General features: G+C 37.5%; 18 protein-coding genes and 1 pseudogene. 12 read left to right on the forward strand and 7 right to left on the reverse strand.

Annotated features, from left to right (window positions below):
• Position 1: 1 nt before the first annotated feature.
• Positions 2-1,177: a site-2 protease family protein gene (locus LG329_RS17805; RefSeq protein ID WP_404452177.1), complete on the reverse strand. Its 1,176-nt coding sequence runs from the start codon at positions 1,175-1,177 to the stop codon at positions 2-4.
• 122 nt (positions 1,178-1,299) lie between these two features.
• Between LG329_RS17805 and LG329_RS17810 the strand changes: the two genes are divergently transcribed.
• Complete coding sequence (locus LG329_RS17810; RefSeq protein WP_404452178.1) at positions 1,300-2,031, forward strand: class I SAM-dependent methyltransferase; 732 nt, start codon at positions 1,300-1,302, stop codon at positions 2,029-2,031.
• Positions 2,032-2,126: 95 nt separating this feature from the next.
• Positions 2,127-2,666, forward strand: coding sequence for a GNAT family N-acetyltransferase (locus tag LG329_RS17815; protein WP_404452179.1), 540 nt, complete (start codon positions 2,127-2,129; stop codon positions 2,664-2,666).
• A 47-nt stretch (positions 2,667-2,713) separates the two neighbouring features.
• On the opposite strand, the gene LG329_RS17820 is transcribed toward LG329_RS17815, so the two are convergent.
• Together LG329_RS17820 and LG329_RS17825 are read right to left on the reverse strand one after the other, a co-directional pair.
• A complete protein-coding gene (locus tag LG329_RS17820; RefSeq protein ID WP_404452180.1) occupies positions 2,714-3,226 on the reverse strand; it encodes a MerR family transcriptional regulator in 513 nt (170 codons plus the stop codon).
• A 218-nt stretch (positions 3,227-3,444) separates the two neighbouring features.
• Positions 3,445-3,822, reverse strand: a complete 378-nt coding sequence (locus LG329_RS17825) for an SLAP domain-containing protein (protein ID WP_404452181.1) — start codon at positions 3,820-3,822, stop codon at positions 3,445-3,447.
• A gap of 164 nt (positions 3,823-3,986) precedes the next feature.
• Here LG329_RS17825 and LG329_RS17830 point away from each other — a divergent pair, with 164 nt between their 5' ends.
• The 10 genes and pseudogenes from LG329_RS17830 (at position 3,987) to LG329_RS17875 (ending at position 12,917) form a co-directional block, all read left to right on the forward strand.
• A complete protein-coding gene (locus tag LG329_RS17830; RefSeq protein ID WP_404452182.1) occupies positions 3,987-4,772 on the forward strand; it encodes a hypothetical protein in 786 nt (261 codons plus the stop codon).
• Positions 4,773-4,869: 97 nt separating this feature from the next.
• Positions 4,870-5,061 carry a hypothetical protein gene (locus tag LG329_RS17835; protein WP_404452183.1) on the forward strand — a complete coding sequence of 64 codons (192 nt, stop codon included), beginning with the start codon at positions 4,870-4,872 and terminating at the stop codon, positions 5,059-5,061.
• 45 nt (positions 5,062-5,106) lie between these two features.
• The gene (locus tag LG329_RS17840; RefSeq protein WP_404452185.1) at positions 5,107-5,307 is read left to right on the forward strand and encodes an acetyltransferase; all 201 of its coding nucleotides are present in this window, start codon (positions 5,107-5,109) and stop codon (positions 5,305-5,307) included.
• A gap of 162 nt (positions 5,308-5,469) precedes the next feature.
• Positions 5,470-6,915, forward strand: coding sequence for a DEAD/DEAH box helicase (locus tag LG329_RS17845; protein WP_404452186.1), 1,446 nt, complete (start codon positions 5,470-5,472; stop codon positions 6,913-6,915).
• A gap of 371 nt (positions 6,916-7,286) precedes the next feature.
• A pseudogene (locus LG329_RS17850) lies at positions 7,287-7,787 on the forward strand (DinB family protein).
• A 35-nt stretch (positions 7,788-7,822) separates the two neighbouring features.
• Positions 7,823-8,332: a YfiT family bacillithiol transferase gene (locus LG329_RS17855; protein ID WP_404452187.1), complete on the forward strand. Its 510-nt coding sequence runs from the start codon at positions 7,823-7,825 to the stop codon at positions 8,330-8,332.
• An 83-nt stretch (positions 8,333-8,415) separates the two neighbouring features.
• Positions 8,416-8,973: an isochorismatase family protein gene (locus tag LG329_RS17860; protein WP_404452188.1), complete on the forward strand. Its 558-nt coding sequence runs from the start codon at positions 8,416-8,418 to the stop codon at positions 8,971-8,973.
• 404 nt (positions 8,974-9,377) lie between these two features.
• Positions 9,378-10,634 (forward strand): nitrate/nitrite transporter, encoded by a 1,257-nt coding sequence (locus LG329_RS17865; RefSeq protein WP_404452189.1) that lies wholly within the window; start codon positions 9,378-9,380, stop codon positions 10,632-10,634.
• 482 nt (positions 10,635-11,116) lie between these two features.
• Complete coding sequence (locus tag LG329_RS17870; RefSeq protein WP_404452190.1) at positions 11,117-12,523, forward strand: VWA domain-containing protein; 1,407 nt, start codon at positions 11,117-11,119, stop codon at positions 12,521-12,523.
• 118 nt (positions 12,524-12,641) lie between these two features.
• On the forward strand, positions 12,642-12,917 hold the full coding sequence (locus LG329_RS17875; protein ID WP_404452191.1) for a hypothetical protein: 276 nt from the start codon (positions 12,642-12,644) through the stop codon (positions 12,915-12,917).
• An 835-nt stretch (positions 12,918-13,752) separates the two neighbouring features.
• Here the strand turns inward: LG329_RS17875 and LG329_RS17880 are convergent.
• Genes LG329_RS17880 through qoxB form a run of 4 tightly spaced genes read right to left on the reverse strand, consistent with a single transcriptional unit; the run spans position 13,753 to position 16,904 of the window.
• Entirely contained in the window at positions 13,753-13,968 is a 216-nt protein-coding gene (locus LG329_RS17880) for a hypothetical protein (protein WP_404452192.1), read from the reverse strand.
• A 21-nt stretch (positions 13,969-13,989) separates the two neighbouring features.
• On the reverse strand, positions 13,990-14,355 hold the full coding sequence (qoxD, locus tag LG329_RS17885) for a cytochrome aa3 quinol oxidase subunit IV (protein ID WP_404452193.1): 366 nt from the start codon (positions 14,353-14,355) through the stop codon (positions 13,990-13,992).
• Between the two features lies 1 nt (position 14,356).
• Positions 14,357-14,962, reverse strand: coding sequence for a cytochrome aa3 quinol oxidase subunit III (gene qoxC, locus LG329_RS17890; protein WP_404452194.1), 606 nt, complete (start codon positions 14,960-14,962; stop codon positions 14,357-14,359).
• Positions 14,955-16,904, reverse strand: a complete 1,950-nt coding sequence (qoxB, locus tag LG329_RS17895; protein ID WP_404452195.1) for a cytochrome aa3 quinol oxidase subunit I — start codon at positions 16,902-16,904, stop codon at positions 14,955-14,957. The genes qoxC and qoxB overlap by 8 nt, the downstream gene beginning before the upstream one ends.
• Positions 16,905-16,923: the final 19 nt, after the last annotated feature.

Consider the following 16,923-nt stretch of genomic DNA (forward strand, 5'->3'; position numbering starts at 1 on the left):
TTTAGAGGTTTGCTAATGGACTTGTTTCTAACAGATTCATCGCATAAACGAGGATGATTGCAAGTAAAATGGCTAACCCGAGATAGAGGAATAGCGATTTAATTTTTGTCTGTAAAGAAGTCCGATAATATGTTTTAATTCGTTTGACTTCATTATTAATCTTTTTACGTTTGGATTCATTTTTCTCTTGTGTATGCTCAATAATTACGTCAAATTGAGGATCTTCTTCCATATTATACTTTTCCCGGCCCATAATATTTAACGTATTTTTTAATGCTTTTTCTTCTGCATGATGTTTCTTGATCGATAGTCGCTGCTTTTCTTGGAATATAGGGAACTTGAACCCTGAATTGTTTGAAAGAAAACGACTGACCTTGTCCTTTTGTCCGTTGAGTTTGTTATAAAGGGTAGTGAATTCATTTCTTTTGCGTTCATCATCATACTCCTTATCGTAGCTATACATGAAACGTTCAAATTCGTTGTTTATGTTTGTTAAAACCATTGCTTCATGCTCCATAATTACTACGTTTTTACTTTCCTTATACTGTCCCCACCAAGTGAAAAAACCAAAAATAAAGATTAAGAAAAGAATTGGATCTGGTGAGAGAAAGATAATTGGAATCAACACAATCAATCCGATCAACCAAATTTTTGGTGATAAGACACTCACAATACGTCCACCATCAAGCGGTGACACAGGAAATAAATTAAATAGGTTAATTAAGGCCCCCAGTTGCATGACAAGTACCCAATAAGGATCATTGGTTACTGTGTATAAAACAAATGCTGGAATAATAGATAGTAAGCCAGCTAATGGCCCACCATACGCTACAAAAAATTCTGTTTTTGCATCTTTAATTTTTTTCGGATCAATTCCAATTGCCGCGCCTAAAAATGGAATAAAGACTGCAGGGCTAGTCGGGATTTTTTTCAGTTTAGCTGCCACAAGGTGTCCCATTTCATGGATGAAAATTAGGTAGATGATCGCAAATGCGAATTTCCACCCATAAAATAAAGCATATGCCCAAAGTGATACAAACATGGAAGCGAGCGTTGCGAACTTCCCGATCTTTAAGACAACCAATAGCCATTTTGCTTTTGACAATAGGAAGAGTCCAATTACAGCAATCCATCCCCAAGGACTTTTACTCTTTTTTTGTTCAGAAGTTGTTGCCATCAACCATTCTCCTATCAAACTGTTCTTTTAACTAATACTAACATAATTTCCCATAGATAATCAGGTAGTTGTGATAGACTAAAAAAAAGGAATTGTAGGTAAATGCGAGAGGATGTAAATATATGGTATTTAGAGGTTCAGGTGTTTACGATAATAAAGATTTTTTAGCAAACTATATGAGAAGAAGAGACAGGCCAGACAGTCCTAATAATGCTATTGAAGGTCCAATCATGTATGAACTTCTTGGAGATTTTGAAGGGAAAAGTATAGTAGACCTTGGCTGCGGGGATGCATCATTTGGTAAGGAATTGCTAAATCAGGGTGCGAAAGTTTTCACAGGTGTGGAAGGATCAGAACAAATGATTACACTTGCGAATTCTAATTTAGCTGGATTAAATGGATCGATTCATCACGAAACAATGGAGTCCTTTCATTTCCCTGCAAACGAATATGAAGTGGTAACTTCTCGTTTTGCGATACACTATGTTTCCGATATCCATCAGCTTTTTCAAAATGTATATAAATCCTTAACAGAAGATGGTAAATTCATATTCAGTGTCCAACATCCCTTAACTACTTCTTCCTTTATCAGTAAACAATCCGGTGAGAAACGTGAAAATTGGATCGTTGATGATTATTTTCATGAAGGGGAAAGAAAAGAACCATGGATTGATGAGGTAGTTGTAAAATATCATCGCACAATTGAACAGTATTTCAGAACGCTGACTAAAGTAGGGTTTTCTGTAAAAGATTTACGGGAAGGAAAGCCTGAACGGGAACATTTTACTAGTGATGAAGAGTACCAAAGAAGAAAAAGAATACCTGTTGTATTGGCATTTTCTTGTGTGAAATAATTACATCAATTTAAAACGATTTGGACATTCTGAAGATAAATGAGTTTTTATCAAAAAAATGGAGTTGCCGGGTGAAAAAAGTAAGGAGCTATAACATGATATTTCAAAATGATAAATTAGTCGTTCGAAAGCTTAAAGAAACTGATAAGATATTATTGGTTACTTGGTTATCGAATCCTGCAATTTTGGAGTACTATGAAGGACGCGATAAACCGCATGATATGGAGATGGTGACAGAGCATTTTTATAATCGAACTGATGATAGCGTGACTGGCTGTATTATGGAATACGACTCGAATCCGATAGGTTACATCCAATTTTATCAACTTGACGATGCGGAAAAAGAAGAGTATGGATATACCGATCTAACTGAAAAGATATATGGAACTGACCAATTCATTGGAGAAGTTGACTATTGGAATCAAGGTGTTGGAACGCTTCTTGTTCGTTCGATGGTAGATTTTTTGATCAATGAAAAAGGCGCCAACCGAGTTGTGATGGACCCACAAGCATGGAATGAACGCGCCATTTTTTGTTATGAAAAGTGCAACTTTCGTAAGGTGAAATTTTTACCTGAACACGAGCTGCATGAAGGAGAAATGCGGGATTGTTGGCTTGTAGAGTTTAGAAAATAGAGAAATACGAAACAAGACTGTCCAGAGTAAATGGACAGTCTCGTAGCTTAGCTTTGAAACAGTTTTGCAAAAGATTTCTTTTTCATTTCGTATTCTTTTTCTAAGGGAGGTTCTTGTTTTAGCGATTGGATTTCCAGTTTTAAAGCACTTATTTGTTTTTCAGTGGCCTTAATACGCTGTTTTTGTTTAGTTTGGTCTTCTTGTAAAATTTCTATGGATTCATCCTGGTCTGTGACTTTTTCTACTGTTTTTCCGATTGTCTGCATAACCGCTAGTATATTTTCATCGTAATTTTCTGGATCTGGTGACGATTGTATATCTTCTGTTGGAATTTCTACTGCGTTGGAAAAATTTTTATGTGCTAACATTTTCATGATCTGTGACTTATGATAGTTTTTAGCTTTGCATCTTTTGATGAAATTCAATACATTAATTGCTTCTAGATGATAATATTGATCAGTCTCTGGGATATAACAATTATAATCTTCTATCCAATTCTCTACAGTGTTTTGTGGAACACCTACACTATGGCATAAGCTAGTTATACTTATTAGTTCCATTGTTTTTCACCGTCTTTCCTGGTAGATAAGAAACTATAAACTTTCCTATCTGCATAAGTGCAACTTTAACATTCTTCAAAAAGGGCGAATGCCAAGTTTTCTAATCACAGCCAGCAATTAAATTACGATCAGGTACTATAATAAAGATTGAAATTGGAATGAGTATGTTAAAAATGTGGAAAAAGTAAGTAATGCAATTTATGATGTTTTTAATGATACTAAAGTTGCATAATCAGTACGCCATCCTGATACGGTTCGGTATCATTAAAAATACCCGCCGGAAAAATAAACGTCCAAGGTAAACTAGTTTCCTGCTTTAGGGTTACAGGCAAGGTGAAAGTATGCTCAGCTATTTGATTATCATTTATTTTATAAATTAGTGGTTGATTTTTAAATTCCAATTCTTGATGACTTGTATTATGGATCAATACCATAACCAATAAATCTCCACGATGATTTTTTGCTTGTGAAAGGGAAGTGAATTGAACGTTCTTGTCTGGATCTAGACTTGTTGTTTCAAATGACTTCTTAATACGTTCTCGATCCTGATTGGCAATTGTTTTATCCCAAGCAGGGTGAAAAATAAGTTTTTGCATTAGTTGACACCTCTTTAATCATTTTCTTTCATATAATTATAAAGCTTTAGGAATTAGGAATAAAGATGAAACATGGGCAAATACCTGTGATTTTTTTTATTATTACTTTGTTTGGGATTATTTGCTAAACTTAATTTAGCGAATTAAAAGGGAGTGTCATTCAAATGTTTTTTAAAGGGATAATGATGGTATTAGTTGTAATTCCATTAGTGTTATTGATTTGGTCGATGATTGATGTTAAGAAAGGTAAAAGAGAAAAGGTTAATTGGAAATTACCATCAATTATATTTATCGTATTGCTCTTAGGGACACTTATTGGTGATATTTATCTTAGTAATGAATACTCCTTACCAATATTTCCAAACATTCATGACAATATCATTGCTTTAATTGTTATTGGAATTCTGTTTGGGATTATGGCAATTATTAATATTTTTGTATCTATTTCCATGAAGGGAGCTCCTAAAACCGTACATGACGGTAAAAAGATGTGGAAGGTAATTGGGATTGGAGCTGCTTACTTTACAGTGATTTTTTTATGGTTTATTCCACTAGCGGGAAAGACAGCATATGTGGTTGATTTAAATACGGCTGTATCTGCAGAGGACAAAGAAGGAGATAGAGATTTTACGTTAGTATTGGTTAAATCAGAAGGTGATTGCTTAACTGTTCGAAACTGTTCAGATGAAAACTTTAATAACGTATTTTACTTAAAAAATAACACCGATAGTGAAAAAGAGGTTCAGGTAAAAGTCAGAGCTCTGAATGAAGAAAAGCAAGAAATTGAAATAATAGATTCATTAATAATGAAAATTGATAGTGGGAAAATGAAAATGGTGAAAACCGAAGAAACAGACGAGGATACGAGTATATGGGATAGGCATTCCTTTGAAACTGACGTACGAGTGGAATATTTTCAGTATAAAATTAGAATGAGAGAGATAGATTAGAAGAGTTTGTATGATTAATAAGAATTTTAAATAGCATGAAACCCAACTCCATATTCATACGTAAACTTAATATACAATAATACGAGGAGTTGATTTCATGGAAGACCAAGAGTTTATCGATATTGAATTAAATAATAATGAATCATTAGCTGGTATTTTGCAGGAAGTTGTTGAAAAGAAGAGGGAGGAAACGGGTTCCTACAATATTATTGTTCAAAATGTAATACCAGTGGGTGGGAATCAATTCACAATTATTCTACGAGAAGTTGTCTCAATTACTCCAATGTAAAAGATAGCAGAAGGACCAATTTTTTAGATAAGGAGATTGATACAAATGTCTCAGCAAGTTGATTGCCCAAAGTGTGGCAACAAGGAACTGAAGAAAGGTATTATTCGGGCAGCGCTTTCGGTGGTTCATATGTTTCCTGAAAATAATCCTCGAAGTAAATCCTCTCCAATCAGTTCGATATATTGTAAAAGTTGTGGTTACATACTGGAATCCTATATTGATCATCCGGAAAGATTGGAAGATTAATACTTATATGAATAATAAACATAAAAATAATTACTGATTAGACTGAATTCACTATTGTCTATCCAAATACGTTACAATGAACATAGTTAGATTTTGCATATGATATTTCATTTTGAGAATCCTATATACAAGTCGAATAATACAAAAAAACGAGGTTAATACATGATTGATAGTAATTTTGAGAATTATGGTATAAGCGATGAAATAAAAAGGGCGCTTGGTGTGTTGAAATACGAAACGCCAACTGAAGTTCAGCGCGAAGTAATACCAGGAGCAATGGAAAGTCAGGATCTTGTAGTAAAATCCCAAACAGGCAGCGGTAAGACTGCGGCCTTTGGTATACCTATTTGTGAAATGATGGAATGGGAGGAAAAAAAGCCACAAGCTTTGATTCTTACCCCAACCCGGGAGCTTGCTGTTCAAGTTCGGGATGATATAACGAATATCGGAAGGTTTAAACGAATCAAGGCGATGGCTGTTTATGGCAAAGAACCATTTGCTAAACAAAAAGAAGAACTGAAACAAAAAACGCATGTAGTCGTCGGTACACCTGGTCGTGTAATGGACCATATTGAAAGAGAAACCCTTGATTTAAGCCAAATAAAGTATCTGATTATCGATGAAGCGGATGAAATGCTTAATATGGGTTTCATCAATGAAGTAGAAGCAATCATAAAGGAACTTCCTACAGACAGAATAACGATGGTATTTTCTGCAACATTGCCTGATGATGTTGAGAAGCTCTGTCATAAGTATATGGTAGATCCTACTCATATCGAGATTGCTGATACAGGCGTAACAACTGGTACAATTGAACATCGTGTAATCGAAGTGAAGGACGATGAAAAAATATCTCTCCTTAAAGACGTAACGGTCGTTGAAAACCCAGACAGCTGCATCATTTTTTGCAGAACTAAAGAACATGTCGATACAGTGTATACTGAATTGAAAAAAGCGGATTACGCTTGTGAAAAACTTCATGGTGGATTAGAGCAGGAAGATCGTTTTGCAGTGATGGATGGTTTCAAGATGGGGAATTTCCGTTATCTTGTGGCAACCGATGTAGCTGCTAGAGGAATTGACATTGATAATGTGACCATTGTGATTAACTATGACGTTCCAATGGAAAAAGAGAGCTATGTTCACCGTACGGGAAGAACCGGTCGTGCAGGTAACAAAGGAAGAGCGATTACGTTTGCGACACCACATGAAGGTAAATTTCTGAAAGCAGTTGAAAGGTACATTGGCTTTGAGATACCTGCAATGGAAGCTCCTACTCGTCAGGAGGTTGCTGGTGGAAGAGCAGCTTTTGAAGAAAAAAGTAGTGGTCGTCGTATTGTGAAGAACAATAAAACGGCACGGATAAACAAAGATATCACGAAACTCCATTTCAGTGGGGGGAAAAAGAAGAAGATTCGAGCGGTAGATTTTGTTGGAACGATTGCGAAAATCCCTGGAGTTTCGGCAGATGATATTGGCATTATAACCATCCAGGATAATTTTTCCTATGTTGATATTCTTAATGGCAAAGGCTCATTAGTCATACAGGCTATGGAAAAGACACCAGTCAAAGGGAAGAAGCTGAAGGTTAGTAAGGCGATAAAGTAAATACATTAAAGAAGAGGATGGTTATGTTGAGTCATAATTGTCCTTTTTTAATTAGGCTCTTTTTGTTGCTATTTAAACCCTGTAAAAAATTGTGTCATAACAAAATCTAAAAAGTGATAGTTTTCGGAATCAAAAATGTTATTTTTGTTGTACAGATTTGAATAATTTTCAATAAGAGCAGTCTTCCGCAATACGGTAGGGCCATATTGTTTAATAACTTATTGTGTACTTGAGGGGGATATGTAAAAATACTCTATTTCAAAAATTGGGGAAGGTATTTTATTAACAATGTCGAATACTTATTTAGCACGAAGTTGTTTTATTATTAAGGTGTTAATTTTATTCGAAATGAAAAAAGGGAGAGAACTGGCATGATGCATCCTGCATTAAAAATGTACGACTACCACGTATGGGCAAATGGAGTCGTCATGGACCGTTTAAAAGAGCTGCCAGAGGACATTTATAGTAAGGATATTCAGAGTGGTTTTTTCTTCTGTATCAAAGGTATTATCCCACATTTACACCGTGGACTGCGGCTGGTTTGATGTGATCTCAGGTAAAAGCATGCAGGAGGCACTAGCGTCTGCGAATCAGTTAAGCGAACAAGTGGAAGTAGAAAATATTGACAAAATGGAGAAAAGATATTTAGATTTGTCGCAGCGATTTAAAGCACTTCTCAACAACCAGGAGTAAATTGACAAGTTGATAATCCGTATGCTGGGCCACTTGAAACTTCTGTTTCGGAAACGGTGATGCATGTTGTCACACAGTGGTCATACCATCGTGGGAATATAGCCACGATGCTGAGGCAGATGGGGCACAGTTCTGTTATGCAGGACTATGGACTATTTCTGTATTCTAATAAAACTTAGTAAAAATATAACGAATAGGGAAGAGGGGATTGAAAATGGATGTAAGATTTCCAATTGGGAAATTACAAGTTCCTAAAAAAGTAACTTTAGAAAATATTCAAGAATGGCTAAAGGAAATCGAAACTTACACGATTCAACTAAGAGAAACTGTGGACTCATTAAGTGATGAGGAATTAAGCAGAACATATCGTGATGGTAGCTGGACAGTTCGTCAACTTGTTCATCACATTGCAGATTCTCAGTTGAACATGTATCAACGTTTGAAGCTGGCTTTAACAGATGAGAATCCAACAGTACCAGATTTTGATCAAGAAAAGTGGGCTATTCAACCGGATACAAAGCTTCCTATAGAAAGTTCTATTAAAATGCTAGAAGGTATAAATGAGCGTATCGTATCTTTAGGATATAGTTTAACTGAAGAGCAATTAGATCGAGCTTTTACTCACCAGAAAAACGGTAAAATAACAGTTGCAACAAAAGTTGCAAAATTAGCTTGGCACGAAGAGCACCACTTAGCCCATATAAAAATCGCATTATCAAAATAATATATGCGTATTTTGATAAATTATATTCGAATTGAGAAATGGTTGGGAGACGCGGTAAATTAAAATGAAAAGGAGTTTTTTTATTGAATCAAGCTTTGCTAGTAATCGATGCACAACAGGAATTGATTGATGGTAGTGATAAAGAGAGAAGCGTTTTTAATAAGGCGACCTTGCTGGATAATATTAATTCAGTTGTAAAAAAGGCATTAGTCTCGGAAAGTTTAGTCGTTTTCATAAGAGATAAAGATGTGGCTGAAGGTAAAGGTCAAGGATTCGAAGTCCATCAAGATATCGATATCCCCCGGGAATCAAAGGTATTTGATAAACAGGCAACGAATTCGTTTTACGGGACGTCATTATTGGGCTTTTTACAAGATAACAAGGTGGAGCATGTTGTTATTATGGGATGCAAAACAGAGCAATGTGTTGATACAGCGGTCAAAACAGCAACCGTAAGTGGTTTTGATGTAACTCTGGTGGGAGACGGCCATTCAACAACAGATTCTGCAATTTTAACCGCTGAACAGATCATCAGCCATTATAATGACATCCTTCATGCGCATTACAATGTTGATCATTTTTCAATGGTTAGAAATGCAAATGAAGATCTATTTCAACCCATTCATAATGATTATCGTTAAATAAATACACTGGTTTGATCTACAACTATCGAGCGCTATTAGGTTGGTTTATATTGGTAGCAGGTATCATTAGTTTTATAATACCAAAAGAACGGAGTAAGAATTGCATCCTTTCTTGGCTAATAGGGAGAGATAATTGAAGAAGAAAGCAAATAAAGAGGCTAGGACATTAAGTTGAAAATTAATTGATTTTAGATTAAATCATAAAAATAGAACCGCATGAAATCAAGGTTTTTAAAATTGACTTCTTGCGGTTTATTCATTTTACCGATTGGTAATATACCGGGTGAGGACTTATTCCTTTGTCCAGCTCTGTCCTGTATAAAGAAATTTAAAAAACTGGTTTCACCATCATTTGAAATCCGTATATATATAGAAGTAAAAGCTAACAGGAGTAGAAATCATTGGATAAACAAAAAAGTAGATTTAGATGGATTGTACTTGCTTCTGTACTGTTTACTTATTTATTAATGTCGAGCCAACGGACCGCACCGGGATTGATTACTGACCAAGTGATGTTGGATTTAAATGTAACTGCATCGACGGTTGGGTTACTGATAGGCGTACAATTCTTTGTATACACTTGTTTGCAAATTCCGATGGGTATTTTAGCTGATCGTTTTGGACCCAATTTTTTTCTGATTATAGGTGCGATACTTACTGGTTTAGGCACAATCATATATAGTCTCAGTACACATGAATTTATACTATTTTTTTCAAGAATACTAACGGGAATCGGAGATGCGACCATCTGGGTTAATTTGGTGCTAATTTTGAGCCGATGGTTTAACGAGAAGGAATTCACTCGATTAATTGGTGTGGCGGGTATGACAGGAAGCTTTGGTTTCCTTTTAGCAACAGTTCCTTTCTCCGCATTAATTGCCTTACTTGGTTGGCGGGCAGCATTTTTTTCAGCGGGACTACTAATATGTCTATGTGGAATTCTCCTTTATTTTGTGCTCTTAAAAAGGCAAAAACAAATCTTACTTAATGAATCGGTATTCGAAAAAAAAGGGATTCAACATGAAAAAACATTGGTTTTACTACGTAGAATTTTTTCAAGTCGGCAAGCATGGGCCTTATTATTTTGTCACTTTGGGATTGTCGGTGGATATATAGGATTTATCGGTTCGTGGGCAGTTCCCTATGGGATGGATATGTATGGCATGACACGTATAAATGCAAGTCAGCTCATAATGATTAGTCTTATCGGAGCACTAATTGGTGCACCTCTAATTGGTTGGATTTCGAGTCGGTTGGGAGCAATTAAACTGCCCTATGTTTTTTTTCATATAATAATGTTATTGTGTTGGTCAATCTTTCTTATATTTAACGGGCACCCCCCATTTTATTTGCTTACAGTTCTTTTCTTTATCATTGGCTTTGCATTTGGATCAAATTCCTTAACTTTTGCTGTCGTTCGTCAATCTTTTCCTGCAAAAGAATCGGGCATTGTCTCTGGGTTTGCAAATACAGGTGGATTTCTAAGTGCCGTCTTGTTGCCAAGTATTTTTGGAAATGTGTTGGATCATTTTCTGTCTGCTTCAGGTAGTCTAGGTGATGGGTACTACTACGGTTTCATCACTCCAGTTATCTTCTCCATGATTGGCTTAATTGGGGTGATTTTTATTAAGGAAAAGCGTCTGAAAGGAAACCCTTAAAGATGCAGGTGGTGGATAAGAACTTTATTCATTTATGCCCTTTGTATTTAGTGCCTATTTTGTAACTGTGAGTTTGGTTTATTCTCCAACACTAAGATATACGGAATACTTTTTGGCCCTGTTTTGTACCTATGTTGTTCTTAATTTCTGGAATAGTCTGGTCTACTTATAATAATTGTATTAGGAAATAGTGAAAGGCTAGTTTCTCAGTAATACACTGATAAATTAGCCTCTTTTATCTTCCAAAGTCCTTGACGGTTGTGCAATTGGTAAATCGGTGTCAACGAGTGATAAGTGGCAATCGTCCGTAAAAAACATGATCGAAGTGGTACATTCTTATGGCCGTAATCTTTTATTGAATTTGTGGTAAAAACAACAATCTTTTAGAAAACAGCCTTTATTTAAATCTAATCGAGTAACTGGTTTTACAATTAGAAATAATTTGGTAATATTATACTTTAACAAGTTAGGATGGTGATTATTTGAGGAAAACCAGTTTATGTTTATTTGTACTAATTATACTTAGTGTATTGCTGGTGGCTTGTTCGAATGAAGAAGCAAAAGAAACTAATAAAAAAGATGACTCTGAAAGTGTGCAAAAACAGGAAACAAAAAGTCAATCCTCTGCAATACCAGAGGCTCCACGTGGCATAGAAGAAACACTTAAACAGGAACAAGGAATCATGGTAAAAGAACTTTTGCATGAAAAACAATCACTGGATAAGGAAGCCTTTGATAACTATTATGAGGAGACATTTAAACCGAAAATGGAGAAAAAGGTTGCAGCGTATGTGAAAGAACATCCTAAAGTAACAGCTGATGAACTTTATAATTATCTGGTTTATCTGTTGGGGAGTGATGGATATGGCGAGGGAGCAGAAGTTGCTAAAGCTTTCACCCCTAAATTTGAAGAACCTGAATTTCCTTCTGGATCTGATACAGTGACAACAAAGGAAGGAGAGTCGGTTGAGAAAAAGACCAACTCCATTCTGCTGATTGATGCTAGCGGCAGTATGAAAGCCAAAATAGGCGGGGAGACACAAATGGCGTTAGCGAAAGAAGCAATTGGGAGTTTTGCTGGTGGGTTATCTGATGAGGGAAAAGTTGCATTGCTTGTTTATGGACATATTGGTACGGGTAGTGATGCGGACAAAGAAAAGTCCTGCAGCGTAATTGAAACGAAATATGAACTTAATAGCTACAAGGAGAAGAAGTTTTCCAACGCACTGGACAGTTTTTCTGCGAGTGGATGGACACCATTAGCTGGTGCAATCACTAAAGCGAAAGATATGCTGCAGCCATACCTAGGAAAAGAATATAAAAATACCGTCTATATTGTAAGTGACGGGGTGGAAACTTGTGGTGGTAATCCAGTTAAGGCGGCCAAAGAACTAGCAGAATCTGACATTCAGGCAAAGGTAAACATTATTGGATTTGATGTGGATGATAAAGGTCAGCGTCAGTTGAAAGAAGTTGCTGAGGCCGGAAATGGCGCGTATGCTACAGTTCGTTCAAAGGAGGAACTTAACGAACAGATCACTGAAAAGTGGAGCCCTTCCATGATAGATGTAGCATGGATTCATAAGGAGAAGGTTGGCCCGTGGGAGCAAATGGATGAACAGGAACGTTTAGACGAAACTTTGGATGAATTCAGGGATTCGAGTTCAGCAGAGTCGAAACGCATTTCAGATGCAACTCAATCGTTGGTGCTCGCAGAATTTTCCGACTCAGATAGACTTGATAAAGTGACGGAATTAAGTGACAAAATGTACGAAATGCGTCAAAAATACATCGATCAACTACACGAGAAAAAGCAGGCTGAAATCGAAGCAGAAATGGATAGAATAGGTAAAATTGTTGATGAGTGGAAGGCACAGTGGGAGGATTAATGTCCGGTGTAAAAATATAATTTGTGAATTTTTTGTGTCTATTTTAGTGATTATCTGTTATACTAAAGATATAGAAACCGTTTACATGAATTAATTTTACATTCGGAGATGATTGCAAATGGGTATTATAGTGATCTTTATGCTATTGGCAACACTAACCCCGTTCCTATTCATTCAATCGAACAAGAAAACGCTTGCGGTTGTACAGACAGTTTTGCTTGTAGGAATGTGGCTATACTATATTGAAGCGCAGTTTCAGACAGCTCCAGCAGCGTTCTCTGTTACGTGGTTTATGTTTTATTTAAGTCTCATTCTTTCTGAAGTAGCATGGATTATGTTTATTATAAACATGTTTACCAAGACAGAAACTAAAACGAAAACGAACTATCAATAATAAAACCCTCTTTTCCTTGCATTGGAAAAGGGGATTTTTTTACATAGAAGCCCATAAGGTTATGCTCGGGTTTCAATCGGTCGGTATATTTGCAAATTAACTGATATATTTTAATAATGGCGGTTACTTTTTAAGGCTCTTTTCGTACGCATTGTTGCTTTTTCATTTTCATAGTTGATATAAACTGCGAAGTAAATTTTATCCATGTTAAATCTGTAGTACTTATAATGGAAACAAGTTACTTAGGCAGCCACAGCCGGTATACACTTCGCGCAACTTAGGGCGGCTGGTGAGCCTCCTTGTGCTAACGTACTGCGTAGTCTCATCGATACCTTTCCTCCCGCAGGAGTCTACGTGTATACGGGCTGCTGGCATAATAGTTGCCAATAACTGAATTCATTAGTTGAAAGAAATGACAAGGAATTCCTTACGTAAATAGCTTACCAGTCCAGGTGAGTGGAGGGCGGTGACTCCTGCGGGAACAGCACGTGTCCGAAGACCCCGCAGAGTGGTCTTCTCGAGGAGGCCTGAGGCCGTGCCCGCGGAAAGCATCCGCCCGGAGCGATCCTGGACGGCAGCATTAGCACATGTCTTTGGAAATAAACTTAAAGTTACGTCGTAGAGTATATCTATTCACTCAAAAACAACAATCTTTACGAAAACAGCCTTTTTTAATATCGAATGAGATTTTTTAAAAACAGCTGATATCCTGGCAGATTGGCGGATATTCAGTTGCAACGGTGGTTAAACATTCAAGTTCCTGATTACCGTCATCCCGCGAGAATTGCAATCTAAAAAACACGCCCTTTTCCACGATTGGAAAAGGGCGCTTTTCTTAATTAACCTGCGTCTGGACTTGTAGTAACTGTTGTACCGCCTGTGTGAAGGAAAGCACGGAAACTGCCATAAAAAGTAATTTTGGCGAATAGCCGGAATAAAATGCTCCCCATAGCGAAACAGCTGTGATCATGATACAAAGGACAAACCCGATGATAGGTTTCCATTGTAATCCGATTTCTTGTTGATCGTTTTCGTGCTTGTTTAGTTCCAAAACGGACACCTACCTATCATTTTATTCGTGGTTCATATTCTCATGGTGTTGTTCCTGAGATTTCGGTTCATCATGATTGTCACCATGATAATGGCCAAATGACATCGTGAAAAGGGAACCTGCAACAACAATTGCAGCTATGACGAATCCATGAAACATCATATTCCAAGGTGCGTGGCCACCACCACTTGCTGCTTCTGTCATATGCATGAACATGAATAATTGGATTGCGGCTTGAATGACAGCTAGGACCATAATGCCAATGATAATCCATGTGACTGGCAAATCCGATTTTAATGCTGCCCAAGCGGCGATTACAGTCAGTGTAAGAGACAAAATAAAGCCTATTATATGCTGAAATGGAATTTTTTTAGATTGTTTTTGCATATTACATCACCATCCCGATTAAATAAACACCGGTAAAAATGAAAATCCAAACGACGTCTAAGAAGTGCCAGTACAGGCCGACGATAAATACTTTCCGGCTTGTGACTGGTGTAAGTCCGCGCTTCATAACTTGAATGAGCAAAAGAATTGCCCAACCGATGCCTAGTGTTACGTGTAATCCATGTGTTCCAGCAAGTACGAAGAAGGCTGACCAGTATGCACTAGACTGCATAGTAGCTCCCTCGTGGGCATAATGGATGAATTCATAAATCTCAAAGCCGAGGAATCCTAGGCCCAGCACCAGCGTGATAATAAGCCAGGTGATGAGGCCCTTTTTTGAACCACGGCGCATTTCATGAATGGCAATACCACAGGTAAAACTACTTGTTAGCAAAAGGAATGTCATGATAAGTGTACCTGTTGGTTCAAATAGTTCTCCCGGTAATGGTGCGTCAGCTGTGCGGCCATACAATACTGCATAAGTCGCAAACAGGGTAGAGAATAAAGCGATTTCTGCTGCTAGAAAAATCCAGAAGCCAAGAATTGATAATCGTCCATTTTCTGTTCGATATTCCAATGGGCCGGTCTTAATATCTTGTTCACTCATCATTTAACCCCCTTGCTGCACGTTCGGTACGTTTTATTTCATCTATTTCAACATAGTAACCATCATCATAATCGAAGGATCTGATGATCATCATGATAATTGTCCCAATCAGACCAATTGCAGCGAGTGTAACCCACTCGAATACAAGCGCAAAACTTGCGAAGGCCAGGATTCCCATCATGATTATCGGTTTTCCTGTATTGTTCGGCATATGGATTGGTTCAACCTTACTCTCATCAAAGGTTGTTTCTCCTTTTTCCTTCATATCTAGAAAGGCGTCATATCCAACGTTATCCGGAAGTGTTGCGAAATTGTAATGCGGTACCGGAGTAGCAGTTGCCCACTCAAGTGTTCTGCCATTGCCATTCCAAGCATCGCCAGTTGTTTCTCGCTCACTGTAACGGAAGCTGTAATAGATGTTATAAACAAAGATCGCAAATCCTACACCCATACCAAATGCACCAATTGTCGAGATGAAATTTAATGTAAACCATTCTGGTGCGATATAGAAGATTCTCCGTGGCATTCCATCTAACCCGATAAAGAATTGTGGGAAGAAACAAACATGGAATCCGATCAGGAAGAACCAGAAGCTCCATTTTCCAATTCGTTCATTCAATTTATGTCCAAACATTTTTGGATACCAGTAAATGAGTCCTGCGAAACAGGCAAATACGGTACCTGCTATTAATACGTAATGGAAGTGGGCAACTAAGAAATAGGAATTATGGAACTGGAAGTCGGCTGCCGCCATTCCTAACATAACTCCTGTCACACCACCGATTACAAAGCTTGGAATAAATGCAAGCGACCACAACATTGGCGTTGTGAACTCAATCCTCGATTTATACAGGGTTCCGAGCCAGTTGAATATTTTTACCCCGGTCGGAACAGCGATTAGCATTGTCGAAATAGAGAATACAGAATTGACAAATGCGCCTGCTCCCATCGTAAAGAAATGGTGTACCCAAACTAGGAAACTTAGTCCTGCAATTATGATAATGGACCACACCATTGCGTTGTATCCAAATAAACGCTTTTTCGCGAACGTAGCGATAATTTCTGAAAAGATACCAAACGCTGGGATAATAACAATGTATACCTCTGGATGTCCCCACATCCAAAATAGATTCGTCCACATCATTGGGAGACCTTCACCTGTGAGGGTAAAGAACTGCGAACCGAAGACCCGGTCAATCGTCATGAGTGCTAAAGCAACTGTTAAAATTGGAAAAGCAAAAATGATAATAAAACATGTTATGAAGCTAGACCAAGTGAAAATTGGCATGTGAAACATCTTCATGCCTGGTGCTCTCATTTTTAAAATAGTAACCATCAAGTTAATCCCCGTTGCTAGGGTACCAATACCTGCAAGCTGTAGACCGAGTAAGTAAAAGTTCTGTCCTGGTCCAGGGCTCATGGCAGCACCAGCGAGTGGAGTGTAACTAGTCCAGCCCGCATCTGGTGATCCACCAATAACAAATGAAATATTAAATAACATTGCTCCGAAGAAAAACGACCAGAAGCTAAGCGCGTTTACATATGGAAAAGCAAAATCTCGTGCTCCTATTTGTAATGGAACAATAATGTTCATCAGTCCGATTAAGAAAGGCATCGCCATAAAGATAATCATAACTGTACCATGTGTGGTGAAAACTTCATCATAGTGCTGTGCGCTCAGAAAATTCATACCTGGGAATGCTAATTGGATCCGCATCATCATGGCATCCATTCCGCCACGGAAGAGCATGGCAAGCGCGCTCAGGATATACATAATTCCAATTTTTTTATGATCAACGGTCGTTAGCCATTCACGCCATAACCAGTTCCATTTCTTGAAATAGGTAAGGATGAAGAGGATTGCTGATGTTACAAGAACGATAGCAACCATTCCACCGTATATCAGCGGTTCACCTGTGACAAAAAATTCATCCAGTTGCATAGTTCCACCTGCTTTCTTT

Source organism: Virgibacillus necropolis (genome assembly GCF_044793635.1).
Classification (GTDB): Bacteria; Bacillota; Bacilli; order Bacillales; family Amphibacillaceae; genus Virgibacillus_F; species Virgibacillus_F necropolis_A.